Genomic DNA, 13,928 nt, shown 5'->3' on the forward strand with positions numbered 1-13,928 from the left:
GCAGGCCGCCGCCGGTCCAGCGGCGGCGCTCACAGGAAATCCAGTGGCGGCTTGGCCACCATCAGCCAGAACACGATCAGGAACGAGACCAGTGCCGGCACCCCCAATGCCGCCCAGCAGCCGAGCGTGGCGTCGTAGCGGCGCGGCAGCGGCGCGCCCTTGGCCGCGGCGGCGGCGGCGATGTCGCGCAGCCGCATCTGCAGCCAGACCACCGGCAGCCAGCACAGCGCCGCGATCAGGAACAGCACGATCGACCAGTACAGCCACGGGGTGGTCAGCGGCAGGCCCATGCGCCGCGCCAGGTACAGGCCGCTGAGCGGCTGGAGCACGATGGTGGTGGCGGTGAACAGCCAGTCGGCGATCACCACGTAGCGCGCCACCACCGCGACCACCCGCGCATCGCGCGTGCGGCTGATGAAGAACAGGTAGAACGCGGTGCCGATGCCGGTGCCGAACAGGAAGGTCGACGACAGCACGTGCAGGTACTTAACGATCAGGTAGTCCATCCGGGCGATCCAGTTCGTGCAGCGCGAGCAGCGCCGCCAGCAGCGGGATGTTCTTCAGCACCGGTCCGTAAGGATGGGCCCAGAACTCGGGCAGGCAGGCAGTGATGACGACGGTGTAGGCGGTGACCAGCAGCAGCTGCACGCGGTACGACCACAGACGCCAGCGCGGGCGCAGCATGGTGATGCCGAGGACCAGGTCGAGGCCGGCGGCACCGTACAACGCCACCTGCGCCGCCATGCCGGTGAGGCCGGTGCGGGCCAGCAGCGCCAGGCTGTCGGCGACCGGATAGACGAACACCGACACCAGGGCGGTGACGATCCACATCGCCGCCACCGCGTAACGCAGCAGCGGCAGCAGCCAGCGCAGGCGCGCGCCGGTGCCGAGGACGCGGCGCGCGCCGGGATCGACGAAGGCCTCGATGCCGCGCGGCGGCCGCCCCAAGAGCCGCGCCGCCGGGCCGGCGTCGGCGACGTTGCCGGCCTCGAGCATGCGCAGCGACTCCGGCGTTGCCAGGCTGCCGGGCAGGCGCGCCAGCAGCGCCGCCGAGGCGCGCGCCAGCGCGGCCGGCATCGGCAGGAACCCGCGCGGGAATCCCAGCCTGCGCTTGAACATCGCCAGGTAGTCGCGCAGGGTCACCGCCGTCGGACCGACCGCGTCGAGTCGTCTCGGCGGGTCCTCGGCTTCGAGCACGCGCAACACCAGCGCGCACAGGTCGTCCAGGTGCAGGGGCTGGATGCGCTGGCCGCCACCGCCCGGCAGCGGCGTGAGCGGCAGCGCCGCCAGCAGCGCGAACCAGCGCGTGCTGGCGCCTTCGGGCGCGAACACCAGCGACGGCCGGACCACCGTCGCCGTCATCGGCAGCGCGGCGAGCGCGGCATCGGCGCGGCCCTTGGAGGCCAGATACGCGGTGGCGGCATCGGGCGCGGCGCCAAGTGCGGAGACCTGCACGATCCTGCGCACGCCGGCGTCCGCGGCCGCCTCGAACAGCGCCAGCGGCCCTTTCACGTGGAGCGCATCGAAGCGCTGGCTATCCTGCTCGCGAAAGATGCCGACGACATTGACCACGGCATCCACGCCGCGCAGCGCGTGCCGCCACTCGGCGGGCGACGGATCGACATAGTCGATCGCCACCGTCTCCGTGTCGGGCCAGCGCTGCCGCAACGATTCGATCCGTCTTCCGCCCGGAATCGCCTCATGCCCCGCCCGCAGCAATCGCTCGACCAACGCCGCGCCGATCAGCCCGCTGGCGCCGCTCACCAGCACACGCATGGCGGCTCTCCCTTGCGCGCCACCGATCTGCCGGTGCGCGCGCTGATGTCCGGATCGGTGGCGAGTGCGCTGTCCACGCTCACATTGTCCTGGCTCTGCCATCGCGACGGCGGTGCGCTGGCCAGCGGCACCAATGCCACCAGCCACTGGTTCTGGGGCGAGACCGCGCGCTACCGCGATGCGCCGAGCCTGCGGCATACGCTGCTCGGCTATGCGATCCACCATGCCAGCTCGGTGTTCTGGGCCTGCGGCTTCGAGCGCCTGGCCGGCCGGCGCGCACGACCGGCACGGATCGCGGCGGCGGCCGGGCTGACCGCGGCGCTGGCCTACGTGGTCGACTACCACGTGGTGCCGCGGCGGCTGACGCCGGGCTTCGAACGGCACCTGCCCGCAAGCGGGATGCTCGCCACCTACGTCGCGTTCGCCGTCGGGTTGTGCCTGGGCAGCCGCGCATGCCGGCGGGGCGTGGTCAAGCTCGCGCGCCGCGTCGCGCGGCCAGCGCGTCGCGCAGTTCGAGCAGCGCCGGCAACGCGCACAACAGCGCCGGCGGCACCAGCACCACCGCCCAGGTCGCGGGACTGAGCGGCGGCTGCCGCACCGTCAGCGCCCAGCCGGTCTCGGGCGCAGACTGCCACGTCGCCGCGATCACCAGGCCGAGCGCGATCGGCGGCGCCATGTCGAGCACGCTGTGCACGTGCTGCTCGAACGGGCGGATGTCGCGCAGACCGTACGCGCGCCGGGTATCGACATATCCGACTACCGCGTGCAACGCGACCAACACCGCCATCCATGCCCACACGCTCCAGCCGATTTCCAGCAGCAGGCCGGCCAGGATCGCGAGAGCCAATAGTCCCAGTTGTAGCAGGTGCATCAGCGATTCTGGCAGGCCCGAGGTATGCGCCAGATCGGTGCGGCGATGGCAGACGAAGTCCAGGGTGCCGGCGAACAGCCACGCCAAATAGCCGGCATAGGCCCAACCGATCAGCCCGGAGCTCAAGCGCGCTCCCGATCGTCGACCGCGGCCGGGTCGAACGGCGCCAGCGGCCGCACCGCAGGGCCGTTGAGCACCGCGCCGGTCTGCGCGTCGAAGCGCGAGCCGTGGCAGGGGCAGTTCCAGGATTTTTCCGTCGCGCTCCAGCGCACCGCGCAGCCCAGGTGGGTGCAGCGCGCGTTGTGCGCGCACAGCGTGCCTTCGCCGGTGCGGTACACCGCCACCCGATGCAAGCCGTGGCGGAGCACCGCGCCCTCGCCGGGCGCGAGCTCGTGCAGCGTGCGGATGTCGCCGCCGCCGATCCAGTCGGCGTACTGCACGGCGACGTTGGCGTTCTCGCGCAGCCATTCGCCGATGCCGCGGAACATCTTGCGTTTCGGGTCATACAGCGCCGCCCACGGATTGGCACGGTCGGCGACCAGGTCGGCGAGCAGCAGCCCGGCCAGGGTGCCGTGGGTGACACCGTTGCCGGAATCGCCGGTGACGATGTAGACGTTGTCCTCGCCGCCCGGATCGCGGCCGATGAAGGCGAGCCCATCGTTCGGCTCGATGATCTGCCCGGACCAGTCGTGGGTGAACTCGGTGACCGCCGGGAACATCGCGCGGGTCCAGTCCTGCAGGCGCACGTAGGCGGTGGGGTCCTCGTCCTGCCCGGTCTTGTGGTCCTCGCCGCCGACGAGCAGCAGCGCCTCGCCGTCGCCGCCGCGCCCCGGCAGCAGGCGCACGTAGTGGTAGGGGTCGCCGTCGTCCCACAGCAGCGCGTCCGGCACGGCGTCGGCCGGCACCCTGCCCGCCACCACGTAGCTGCGGTACGCCGCCTGCTTGGTATGGATCGCAACCGTCTCGTGGAACGGCACGTTGGTGGCGATCACGATCGCGCCGGCCGACAGCGTTCCACCGTCCTTCAGCCGCGCGACCGGCCGCGCGCCGCCGTCGACCCGCGTCACCTCGGCGCGGAAGAAACGCACGCCGAGTCCCTGCGCGGCATCGACCAGCGCATGCAGATACACGTCCATCTCGATGCGCGCCTGACGCGCGAAGCGTAGTGCCGGCCGCATCGCCGGCACGCCCGGCACGCCGTCCTCCAGGTACTCGACCTCCAGCCCGGCCGCGCGCGCGGCGTCCAGTTCGCGACGGAGGCGGCGGTCGTCGCCGTCGTACGGGAACAGGTAGCCGGGGACGCGGCGAAAGCCGCAGCCGTTCTCGCGACCGTCGACGAAAGCCTCGATCCAGTCGATCGCCGCGGCGTGGCTCTCCGCCGCCAACCGCGCGCCGTCCTCGCCGTGCCAGCGCGCCAGGTGATAGAAGCGGTCATCCAGCGCCGAGGCCAGGTGCGCGGTGGTGCGCAGCGTCTCGCCGGCACCGGGACCTTCGCGATCGACCACGACCACCTTGCGCCCGTCCTGTGCCAGGCGCAGCGCGGTCACCGCGCCGGCGACGCCGGCGCCAATGACGAGCACGTCGGGCGCGACGTCGCCGGGCAGCACCTCGACGGACCCGCCGGTTTCCGCGAGCTGTTCCCATACCGGATGCGTACGCGCACTGCCCATGATCGTCGGCCCGTTCTGCGTGGTCGCGTCGGGCGTCTGCGCCGCGGACGCGGAATGGCGGTGGCGCGGGAATGCGATGCCTCTCGTGCCCCGTCCAGAGTATTCGGACGCGGTCGTGATCGCGCGGTGACGCGATCGCCGGCCACAGACGCCGAATCGGTGGCGACGTCAACAACGAGGCATGGGCAACCCGGTACCAATGGATGCTGCAGCCGGACGCGGCACCGACATGGCGCTCCGGGCCGACATCAACGGTGTCGGCCGGCCCTGATTTTTCATCCGGTGCAGCAGCCATGCGATAAGTTCGCTTCGACTGAACCGGCCCGCCTGATTGCCGTTCGACGACGGAATGGTGAGGCCCGTCCACCGCGCCCACCGGCTACCGGTCGGCGAAGTCCTGCGTGAACAGATCCATGAACAGCACCAGTCTGCGGATCCGCGGCGGGGCCAGCAGCCCGACCGCGATATACAGGACAGCGACGACCGAGAACACCAGCTGCCACTCCATGGACGCGCCGAAGTAGTGCAGAAGCACGGCCACCAGCGCCCAGAACACGCCGAAGGCGATGCACGGTATCCGGCCGCTCGATCCAGAGGCGCGCCTGTCACGCGTCGGTCTGTTCATGCGAATCTCCTATCGGCACGGGTTCCAGAGTGGTCTGTAATGCTACCGCCAGTGCCCGGTCACAGCAGCCGTTGCCAGTATCCGACATCGATCCAGCGATCCTGCTTGAACCCGACCTGCTCGAAATGCCCGACCTTGCGGAACCCGAGGCGCTCGTGCAGCGCGATGCTCGCTGCGTTCGGCAAGGCGATGCCGCCGATGGCCGTGCGCATGCCCTGCGCCTTCACCGCGTCGATCAGTGCGACGTACAGGCGCCGGCCGAGCCCCTGGCCGGTGCTCAGGGGGTCCAGGTAGACGGTGGTCTCGACCGAATAGCGGTAGGCACAGCGTCCCTTCCACTTCGATGCATACGCGTAGCCGGCGATCGCGCCGTCGGCGTCCGCCACCAGCCACGGCAACGGGAGCTCCAGCGTGTCGGCGATGCGCTGCGCCATCTCCGCCCCGGACAACGGCTCGGTCTCGAAGGTGACGCAGGTGTCGGCGACGTAATGGTTGTAGATGCGCGCGATCGCTTCGGCATCACCGGGCATTGCAGGACGGATGACGGGTTGCATCGGAACCAGCGGATGGCGGCACGGAACGTGCCGGCGCCAATTGAACCTGATGATTCGCCGCCTGGCGACGTTGGTGGCGCGACCGGTGCGCTTGCGGCGGGCGCCGGCCGCTTCAGCCGTCGAACCGGTACGCAGTCGCGATCGGTTCGGCACGGAGGAACGCGTGGAGAGGAACGCGTTCCTCTCGCTTGCCTACGGCGGCAGCGGCACGCCGCCGAACGCCTTCACGGTACGCAGCACGAAGCTGGAGTTGACGTCGGCCACGCCGCTGGCGTTGAGCAGGCGGTCGAGCAGGAAGCGCGAGAAGTGGTCCAGGTCCTGCACCATCACGTGCAGCAGGTAGTCCATGTCGCCGGTCAGGGCGTGGCAGGCGACCACCTCGTCCCAGCTGTGCACGGCCGCGGTGAAGCGCTCGACGTGGTCGGCATCGTGCTTTTCCAGCTGCACGCGGACGAAGGCCTGCAGGCCGAGGCCGACACGTTCGGGGTCGACCTCGGCGCGATACCCGGCGATCACGCCGCTGCGCTCGAGCCGCTGCACCCGGCGCAGGCAGGCGGAGGCCGACAGGTGCACCCGCTCGGCCAGTTCGGCATTGGTCTGGCGACCGGCGCGCTGCAGTTCGGCCAGCAACTGCAGGTCCGTGCGGTCCAGGTCGAGTCGCTGCATGATTCTGCCGTGATTATTCGATTCAGCGCAATGATACCGCGCTTCGCCCGGCCGTTCCGGCAACAACGCAATCTCCTTGCGCGGCGCTGGGGGTACAGTCGAAAGCTCCCCCGAGGTCGTGGAGTCCCTGCGATGAACAGCCAGCCGCGCCGCGTCGAAAACCTGCACACCGACAAGGGCAAGGTGCCGGTGTACGCCACCGGCATCGTCGAGCAGCCCTGGGATGACTACAGCGACGACGACCACGCCACCTGGTCGACGCTGTACGCGCGCCAGCGCGAGATCCTGCCGGGACGCGCCTGCGACGAGTTCCTGGCCGCGCAGGATGCGATGGGCATGTCGGCCGACCACATTCCGAAGTTCTCCGAGCTCAACCAGGTGCTCACCACCGCCACCGGCTGGACGCTGATGGGCGTGGAGGGGCTGCTGCCGGAGCTGGATTTCTTCGACCACCTGGCCAACCGCCGCTTCCCGGTGACCTGGTGGATCCGCAAGCCGGAACAGATCGACTACATCGAGGAGCCGGACCTGTTCCACGACCTGTTCGGCCATGTCCCGCTGCTGATGAACCCGGTGTTCGCCGACTACATGGAGGCCTACGGCAAGGGCGGGGTGAAGGCGCACGGCATCGGCGCCGACGCACTGCAGAATCTGACCCGGCTGTACTGGTACACGGTGGAGTTCGGCCTGATCCAACAGGCCGACGGGCTGCGCATCTACGGCAGCGGCATCGTGTCGTCGAAGGGCGAGTCGGTCCATTCGCTGGAAAGCGCCGCACCCAACCGCATCGGCTTCGATCTCGAGCGGATCATGCGCACCCGCTATCGCATCGACAGCTACCAGAAGACCTATTTCGTCATCGACAGCTTCGAGCAGCTGATACAAGCGACGCAGCCGGACTTCACCCCGATCTACGCGCGGCTGTCGCGGCAGGCGTCGCTGCCCGCCGGCGAGATGCTGGAGAGCGACCGGGTGTACCAGCGCGGCACCGGCGAGGGCTGGCCGACGGACGCGGATGTCTGACGGCGTCGCGCCGGAGTGCGCATTCCCCGACAACGCCGAGGCGCTGGAGGTGAGCCCCCCAAGGGGCCAATCAAAGCATGCGCCGCTTGAAGGATGATCATGGTAGGCCAAGGCCCACCACAGGGATCCGGCGAAGCGGCAGCGTCTGAACCATCGCGACTTCCCCGCATCCTCCGCTCCACGCCCCGGCCCGCACCAGTGGCACGCTCGTGCCGGGACCGGTCGCGTTGCGCGTTGTAATCTGCACGCCGACCTCCCCCGAAGGCCTCCTTGCCGATGTTGAATGCCTGCCTGGCCTGTGCGCTCCTGCCCGCGGGCGCCGCCGTCGCACTGAATCCCGATGCCAACGACGCCGTCACGCTCGACCGGATCGTGGTGGAGGCCACGCGCCTGCGCGGCGTTCCGGCGTTCGACATGCCCGCGTCCACGGCGACGATCTCGCTGCGCAACGACGGCAACCGCGCCGGTGCCGACGTATCGGAAGTGCTGCGCGGCGTACCGGGCGTGCTGGCGCGCGACCGGCAGAACCTGGCGCAGGACACGCAGCTGTCGATCCGCGGCTTCGGCGCGCGCTCGACCTTCGGCGTGCGTGGGGTGCGGCTGTATGCCGACGGCATTCCGGCGTCGATGCCGGATGGCCAGGGCCAGCTGTCGCACTTCAGCCTGGCCGGCGGTGACCGCATCGAAGTGATCCGCGGGCCGTTCTCGGCGCTGCACGGCAATTCGTCGGGCGGCGTGGTGCAGATCCACAGCGCGAACGGCGAGGCCGGCGATCCGTGGCGCGCGCGCGCGACCGTCGGTCGTGACGCGACGTATTCGGCCGCGGCGCAGCTGCTCGGCGGAGGTGGGCGCATCGGCTACAACCTGGCGCTGTCGCGCTACGACACCGACGGCTGGCGCGACCACAGCGCCGCGCGCCGCGACACCGCCAACCTCAAGCTCGGCGTCGACCTCGGCGCGCGTCGGCACCTGGACCTGGTGCTCAACTACGTCGACGTGCCGGAAGCGCGCGATCCGCTGGGGCTGACGGCGGAGCAGGTGCGCGCCGATCCGCGCCAGGCGGTCGCCAATGCGTTCGTCTTCGACACCCGCAAGACGGTGCGCCAGCACCAGGCCGGCATGACCTATGAACAGGGCCTGGGCGCGGCGCAGACGCTGCGGCTGATGGCCTATGGCGGCAGCCGCGAGGTGATGCAGGTGCTGCCGATCCCGGACTTCGCCCAGGGCAATCCGCTGAGCTCGGGCGGCGTGATCGACCTGGACAACCGCTACGACGGCCTCGACGCGCGCTGGTCGTGGCAGGGCGCCGTCGCCGAACGGCCGCTCGAGTTCACCGTCGGCGGCAACCTCGACCGCCAGCGCCAGCACCGCCGCGGTTTCGAGAACTTCGTCGGCGAGACGCTCGGCGTGCGCGGCGCGCTGCGCCGCGACGAGCGCAACGCCGTCGACAACGCCGACGCCTACGCGCAGGCGTGGTGGCGCTTCGCCGAGCGCTGGTCGCTGCTGCTGGGAGCGCGCCACAGCGAAGTCGAATTCGAATCGCGCGACCGCTACGTCACCGATGCCAATCCCGACGACAGCGGCCGCGTGCGCTTCCGCCACACCGCGCCGGTGGCGGGCCTGACCTTCGCGCCACAGGCGGACTGGCGCGTGTACCTGTCGGCCGGCCGCGGCTTCGAGACCCCGACCTTCAACGAGATGTCCTATCGCGCCGACGGCGGCGCCGGCCTCGCGTTCGGGCTGCGCCCGGCGGTCAGCGACAACGTCGAGCTCGGCATGAAATGGCGCGACGCCCGCGGCGCGAGCTGGGAGGCGGCGCTGTTCCGCGCCGACACCGACGACGAGCTGGCGGTGGCGCGCAACGTCGCCGGCCGCAGCAGCTTCCGCAACGTCGGCCGCGCGCGGCGGCAGGGGTTCGAGACCGCCTTCGCCACGCCGCTGGGCGAGGCCTGGGACCTGCGACTGGCGTACACCCGGCTGGACGCGACCTTCCGCGACGCCTACCGGATCTGCCAGGGCGCCGGCTGCACCGTGCCGGAGACCGAGGTGCCGGCCGGCGCGCGCATTCCCGGCGTGCCGGAACAACAGCTGTTCGCGCGCCTGCAGTGGCGTGGCGAAGCCTGGAGCGCGGCGATCGAGGGCGAGGCGATCGGCGACGTGCCGGTGAACGACCTGGGCAGCGAATCGGCCGCCGGCTACGGCCTGCTGCACCTGGAGGCCGCGCGCCGCTGGCGCACCCGCAGCGGCGAACTGCGCACCTTCGCCCGGATCGACAACCTGCTCGACCGCGCCTATGTCGGTTCGGTGATCGTCAACGAGGGCAACGGCCGCTTCTACGAACCCGGGGCCGACCGCGGCTGGCTGCTGGGCGCGGAGTGGACCTGGGCGCGCTGAAACGGGACCCCCTTCCGTAGGAGCGCGCCATGCGCGCGATGCCGCGGGCATCACGCCGCCCATAAATTCCGATAACCGGGGCGCCTGCCGGTCCAGCATCGCGGCATCCACCGGATCCTGCCGGCACCCGCGGCATCGCGCGCATGGCGCGCTCCTACGGTGCGTTCGGCCCCGCCAGATCCGGTTAAACCCAGCCGTCGCTGCCGACCGCGCGCAGGTAGGCCTGCAGGCCGCGATCGGCGCTGTCGTCGTACTGCTCCCCAGTCGCGACGAACACGTCCATCCGGTCCGGCCGGAAGTTGCGGAATCCGGCGCGCAGCCGGCACCAGGCGCCGAGCGTCCAGCTGCCGCCCCAGAACGCCAGGCACAGCGGCTCGATTTCGCGTTCGCTGTTGCGGCCGTCGCCGTCGCAGTAACGGATCGCCAGCACCTGCCGCGCCTCGATCGCGGCGTGCAGGCGGTCGATGACGCCGCTGGCCTCGATCCGATCGTCGCGCGCGGGCGCGTAGATCCGGGTGCGCTGCGCGCGCGCCTGCAGCGCCGGCGGCAGCACCGCCTCGATCTTGAGCAGCGCCGAGCAGGCGCCTGCCGCCAGCCGCGGACCGCCGAAGGCCCGCACGAAGCGCGTGCCGGTCACCAGGGCCTCGAGCTCGTCGCCGTCGAACATCAGCGGCGGGATGTCCGCGCCCTTGCGCAGCACGTAGCCGATCCCGGCCTCGCCCTCGATCGGCACGCCCGACAGCTGCAGGTCGACGATGTCGCGGTACACGGTGCGGACCGACACCCCGAGGGTGGCGGACAGCTGGTGCGCCGGCAACGCGGAACGGCGGCCACGCAGTGCATGGATAATCAGGAACAGGCGGTCGGCGCGGCGCATCGGCACATCATTGCGCAGGGCCGCGGCGGCGGCCAGCCGCCGGTGGGATGGCGCGGGCTCACCACGGCGAGCCCGCGGTCGGCCGCAGGCGCATGACCTCGCAGTCGCGGGGCCGCTGCGGCGGTGCGTCCGCGTGCCACGCCGCGCGCAGGCCGTCGTCCCATCGCGGCACGCGGGCGAACCAGGCGAACACGTGTTCCCCTTGGCGCACGGGCAAGGCGGGAAAGTCGTTGCGCGCATATTCGCTGGCGAACCCGCCCAGCAACACGGCGCCGGCAGCCGCGAACCGCGGCCACAGCTGCTGCCGGAAATGCAGCGGCACCGCCGCGTCGACCGGGGCGTCGAAATGGCACAGCACGCCGATCACCTCCGCGCCCGCGGCAGTCCCCGCATCGGTCGAGTCCACGTCGGCCGGATCGATGACCGGCCGCAGCAGCAGCACGTCGTCCGAATCGATCATGGTCGCGTTCGCGGCTTCGCGATGTCGGCGCCAGGCCGGGCCGCCGTAGAAGTCGGCCAGCGCCTGTCGCCGCGCTGCCATGTCGGCAAAGCCGCGCAGCCACACGAAGCGGTCGGGCACGTCGAGATCGCGGAAGCGGCCGAGCAGGCGCATGCCGCAGGCTTCCTGCGGCGCCACCAGGTCGCGCTCGAACAGGTCGATCAGGGCATCGCGACGCCCCGGGTGCAGGGTGTAGCGGCGCAGCTCGACCACCGCGGGCAGCCTGGTCATCACCGCATCGTGCCGGCTCACGGCCGCCGCTCCGCGGACGCGGGCGCCCGGCCACCGCCGTCTCCGGCGCGGGTGCCGTGGCAGCTGCGGATCTGCGGCCGGCGCCTCATGCCGGCAACCGCGTGAAGTACATGTGCCAGTTGGTTTCCCAGCTGGTGCCGCCGTCGGTGGACAGGCCCTGCTGCCAGTGCGCGCCGTCGGCGCTGATCTCGTCCCAGAGGAAACGCGCCAGCACCGTGCGGCCCTGGTGGCGGTCGATGCCATAGAAGCTGCCGATGCCCTGTGCGAAGCCGCCGACGACCGGCGCCTCCAGGATGCCGTCGCGGTTGCTGGCCCAGTACAGGCTCCATTGCCGCGCCTGTGGATCGAACAGCCGCAGGGTCATGCCGAGCAGGCCGCCGCTCCAGTCGCTGACGAATTCGTCGACGTTGCCCAGGCCGCCCAGCACCGGCCGGCACACCTGCTCCGCGTCGAAGCCGTCCCAGTCCTGTGCACCGGCCAGCCGCGTCCTGAGCCGCTCGTTGCGGATCCGCCAGCGGCCGTGCAGGAAATCGAAGTCGTGGCGACCGTCGCGGTCGTCGTGTGCTGCTTGCATGCCATGTTCCTCGTCGATGATCCGCGCCACCGGGCCGGCGTGGGCCGGCACCTGCCATGTCCGCAACCAGATCCGCCCGTCGGTGCGGGCGGTCCTGAGGGAGCGTTGGTGGCGCTGCGGTGTCGATAGCCTGCGGCGGGCCTGCTGACAGCATGGTGTCAGCAGACAACGGCGCGTCGGATCTGTCGCCCGCTGCTGCTCAGCCCGGAGCGAAGAGCCCGTGGAAGCCGAGCGGGAAGGCGTACGGCAGCCAGGCCTGGGCCAGCGGCCCGTCGCCGATGCGGCGTGCATCGAACACGGCGATGCCGCTGCGATCGCGCGCCGCGTCGAGCAGGGTGCCGACCAGCCAGCCGTCATCGGGCCGGTCGCTGCCGGGACGCGGTACGAACACGTGCTCCTCGGCCAGGATGTCGGCGCCGTAGCGGTGCACCTCGCGCCGATCGCGGGCCGGATCGAACATCGCCACGGCGTTGAAGTAGGGCGCGTTGGCTTCGCCCTCGGTGGTGGGCGCATACAGTCGCGCCGGCCGATCGCCGGGCGTGCGTGGATCGAACAGCGGGAATTCGATGTCCGCGACGTCATGCGCCACCCAGCGTGCGCGGCCGCGGCCCAGGTCCAGATGCAGATCGGCCAGCCGCGACGGCATGCCGCCGTCGCGCGCATGCCCGCGCATCGCCTCCCGCATCGGCGAACGCGCCTGCTCCGGATCGGAATGGCGGACGGCGCGCACCACGATCCCGCCGTTGCGTTCGAAGGCGTCGCCGAAGTGATAGACGGCGGCGAAGTCGACCTCGAACCAGCGCGCCCGGTCGGGCGCGTTCTTGTCGACCACCGCCACCATGCAGGCACGGTCGGTGGCGAAGCGCAGGCGTTCGAAGAATGCGCCGTCGTCCTCGGCGAACCGGAACGGCGCCAGCACGAAGACCAGGTGCCGCTCGGTCATGGCGAAGCTGTGCAGGTAGCCGGGCGCCGGCGTCTCCAGCATGTGCGCGCCGCGCAGCGCGCCGTCGGCGCCGATGTGCCAGAGCAGCAGGCCGGCGCCACCCGTCAACGAGATCGCGCCGAAGTTCCAGAGCGAGCCGTCGCGATCGCGCAAGGGATGCGCGGAGAACGGCAGCGCCGCCAGGTCGTCGCGCCAGGTCACCGGCCCCAGCGTATCCAGCGCGTCGGGATCGAGCTCGAACGCCGAGCCGCCCTCCCACAGCGCGAACAGCCGCCCGCCGATCATCGCCACCGAGGTGTTGGCGGTATTGGCGTCGTCGTTGTTGCGCACCGGCTGCGCGTCCGGCACGGTGGTGCCGGCGGCCGTGGTGAGGAAACGGCCGGCGGCGCGCTCGCGTTCGAACTTCGGCGTGGCCACCATGCGTGCGCGGTGGGTCACGCCGTCCGCGCCCAGGCGCCAGCCGTGCACCATGCCGTCGCCGTCGAACCAGTGCTCGTAGCGGAAGCCGTCCCGCTCCAGCCATGCCGGCCCGTTGCGGTACAGCGTGCCGGCGAGGCCGTCGGGCAGGCGGCCTTCGAGCTGCACCGTGGTGGGCCCGAGCGATTCGGTGCCGACGCTCTTCCAGCCCGCCAGCCACGGATGCCGCTCCAGGCCGGCGGCGAACGCCGCCGGATCTCCGGCCAGCGCCGTGCCGCGCAGCAGCGGTGGGGTCAGCGCCAGCGCGGTGGCGCCGGAAAGCAGGTTGCGCAGGAAGCGGCGACGGTCCATGGCGGCGCCCTCAGCGGATCGCGATGTCGAGGACGAGGTCGTCCGCGCCGAGGTCGAAGCGGGCCTCGTCGAAGGTCGGCTTGCGCATCACCTGCGGATTGTTGCTGAAGCCATAGCCTTCGACCGGCATGCCGACGAGATTGGTGTCGAGGCGGCCGTTGCCGTTCTCGTCGTGGAACGCCATCACTGCGTAGGCGCCGGGCGCCAGGTCGGCGACGTGCATCCGCACCGCGTTGCCGGTCGCGGTGAGCTGCTGCGCGGCGACCGGGGCGGCTTCACCGTCCCAGCCGGCGGCGCTGTCGACCACGGAAACGCGGACGCTGCCGTCCTGGCTGCGCAGGCCCTGCAGGCGCACTTCCAGATCCGCGGCCCACGCGGCGGGGGTACAGGCGATGGCCGGAAGCAGAAGGGTGGCGAGAACGAAGCGGGTCATGGC

The 13,928-nt window shown here is 71.2% G+C and carries 15 protein-coding genes; 3 read left to right on the forward strand and 12 right to left on the reverse strand.

Annotated elements, in window-relative coordinates; translation table 11 throughout:
* Positions 1 to 29 precede the first annotated feature (29 nt).
* Both FXO19_RS13640 and FXO19_RS13645 read right to left on the reverse strand, forming a co-directional pair.
* Entirely contained in the window at positions 30 to 506 is a 477-nt protein-coding gene (locus FXO19_RS13640) for a DUF2269 family protein (protein WP_149195656.1), read from the reverse strand.
* Positions 487 to 1,776 (reverse strand): SDR family oxidoreductase, encoded by a 1,290-nt coding sequence (locus FXO19_RS13645; protein WP_149195657.1) that lies wholly within the window; start codon positions 1,774 to 1,776, stop codon positions 487 to 489. Before FXO19_RS13645 ends, FXO19_RS13640 begins: the two co-directional genes overlap by 20 nt.
* Before the next feature lie 12 nt (positions 1,777 to 1,788).
* Here FXO19_RS13645 and FXO19_RS13650 point away from each other — a divergent pair, with 12 nt between their 5' ends.
* The gene (locus FXO19_RS13650) at positions 1,789 to 2,358 is read left to right on the forward strand and encodes a hypothetical protein (RefSeq protein WP_149195658.1); all 570 of its coding nucleotides are present in this window, start codon (positions 1,789 to 1,791) and stop codon (positions 2,356 to 2,358) included.
* On the opposite strand, the gene FXO19_RS13655 is transcribed toward FXO19_RS13650, so the two are convergent.
* The 5 genes from FXO19_RS13655 to FXO19_RS13675 all read right to left on the reverse strand — a co-directional run bounded on the left by FXO19_RS13655 (position 2,246) and on the right by FXO19_RS13675 (position 6,162).
* Positions 2,246 to 2,773, reverse strand: a complete 528-nt coding sequence (locus tag FXO19_RS13655; RefSeq protein ID WP_149195659.1) for a hypothetical protein — start codon at positions 2,771 to 2,773, stop codon at positions 2,246 to 2,248. The two genes, FXO19_RS13650 and FXO19_RS13655, sit on opposite strands and share 113 nt — an antisense overlap.
* Positions 2,770 to 4,317 (reverse strand): FAD-dependent oxidoreductase, encoded by a 1,548-nt coding sequence (locus tag FXO19_RS13660; RefSeq protein WP_149195660.1) that lies wholly within the window; start codon positions 4,315 to 4,317, stop codon positions 2,770 to 2,772. The genes FXO19_RS13655 and FXO19_RS13660 overlap by 4 nt, the downstream gene beginning before the upstream one ends.
* A gap of 379 nt (positions 4,318 to 4,696) precedes the next feature.
* On the reverse strand, positions 4,697 to 4,942 hold the full coding sequence (locus tag FXO19_RS13665) for a hypothetical protein (protein ID WP_149195661.1): 246 nt from the start codon (positions 4,940 to 4,942) through the stop codon (positions 4,697 to 4,699).
* A 59-nt stretch (positions 4,943 to 5,001) separates the two neighbouring features.
* Positions 5,002 to 5,496 carry an arsinothricin resistance N-acetyltransferase ArsN1 family B gene (locus FXO19_RS13670; protein ID WP_149195662.1) on the reverse strand — a complete coding sequence of 165 codons (495 nt, stop codon included), beginning with the start codon at positions 5,494 to 5,496 and terminating at the stop codon, positions 5,002 to 5,004.
* A 192-nt stretch (positions 5,497 to 5,688) separates the two neighbouring features.
* Entirely contained in the window at positions 5,689 to 6,162 is a 474-nt protein-coding gene (locus FXO19_RS13675; RefSeq protein ID WP_149195663.1) for an Lrp/AsnC family transcriptional regulator, read from the reverse strand.
* A 132-nt stretch (positions 6,163 to 6,294) separates the two neighbouring features.
* Between FXO19_RS13675 and phhA the strand changes: the two genes are divergently transcribed.
* Positions 6,295 to 7,185, forward strand: coding sequence for a phenylalanine 4-monooxygenase (gene phhA, locus FXO19_RS13680; protein ID WP_149195664.1), 891 nt, complete (start codon positions 6,295 to 6,297; stop codon positions 7,183 to 7,185).
* A 276-nt stretch (positions 7,186 to 7,461) separates the two neighbouring features.
* Positions 7,462 to 9,579: a TonB-dependent receptor family protein gene (locus FXO19_RS13685; RefSeq protein WP_149195754.1), complete on the forward strand. Its 2,118-nt coding sequence runs from the start codon at positions 7,462 to 7,464 to the stop codon at positions 9,577 to 9,579.
* 184 nt (positions 9,580 to 9,763) lie between these two features.
* On the opposite strand, the gene FXO19_RS13690 is transcribed toward FXO19_RS13685, so the two are convergent.
* The 5 genes from FXO19_RS13690 to FXO19_RS13710 form a co-directional block, all read right to left on the reverse strand.
* The gene (locus FXO19_RS13690; RefSeq protein ID WP_149195665.1) at positions 9,764 to 10,456 is read right to left on the reverse strand and encodes a helix-turn-helix transcriptional regulator; all 693 of its coding nucleotides are present in this window, start codon (positions 10,454 to 10,456) and stop codon (positions 9,764 to 9,766) included.
* A gap of 58 nt (positions 10,457 to 10,514) precedes the next feature.
* Positions 10,515 to 11,186, reverse strand: a complete 672-nt coding sequence (locus FXO19_RS13695; protein WP_149195666.1) for an NIPSNAP family protein — start codon at positions 11,184 to 11,186, stop codon at positions 10,515 to 10,517.
* A gap of 106 nt (positions 11,187 to 11,292) precedes the next feature.
* Positions 11,293 to 11,781 (reverse strand): hypothetical protein, encoded by a 489-nt coding sequence (locus tag FXO19_RS13700; protein ID WP_149195667.1) that lies wholly within the window; start codon positions 11,779 to 11,781, stop codon positions 11,293 to 11,295.
* A 199-nt stretch (positions 11,782 to 11,980) separates the two neighbouring features.
* A complete protein-coding gene (locus tag FXO19_RS13705) occupies positions 11,981 to 13,492 on the reverse strand; it encodes a carotenoid oxygenase family protein (protein WP_149195668.1) in 1,512 nt (503 codons plus the stop codon).
* A 10-nt stretch (positions 13,493 to 13,502) separates the two neighbouring features.
* Positions 13,503 to 13,925 carry a DUF2141 domain-containing protein gene (locus FXO19_RS13710; RefSeq protein ID WP_149195669.1) on the reverse strand — a complete coding sequence of 141 codons (423 nt, stop codon included), beginning with the start codon at positions 13,923 to 13,925 and terminating at the stop codon, positions 13,503 to 13,505.
* Positions 13,926 to 13,928 lie beyond the last annotated feature (3 nt).

This window comes from Luteimonas suaedae (genome assembly GCF_008312895.1).
Taxonomy (GTDB): Bacteria; Pseudomonadota; Gammaproteobacteria; order Xanthomonadales; family Xanthomonadaceae; genus Luteimonas; species Luteimonas suaedae.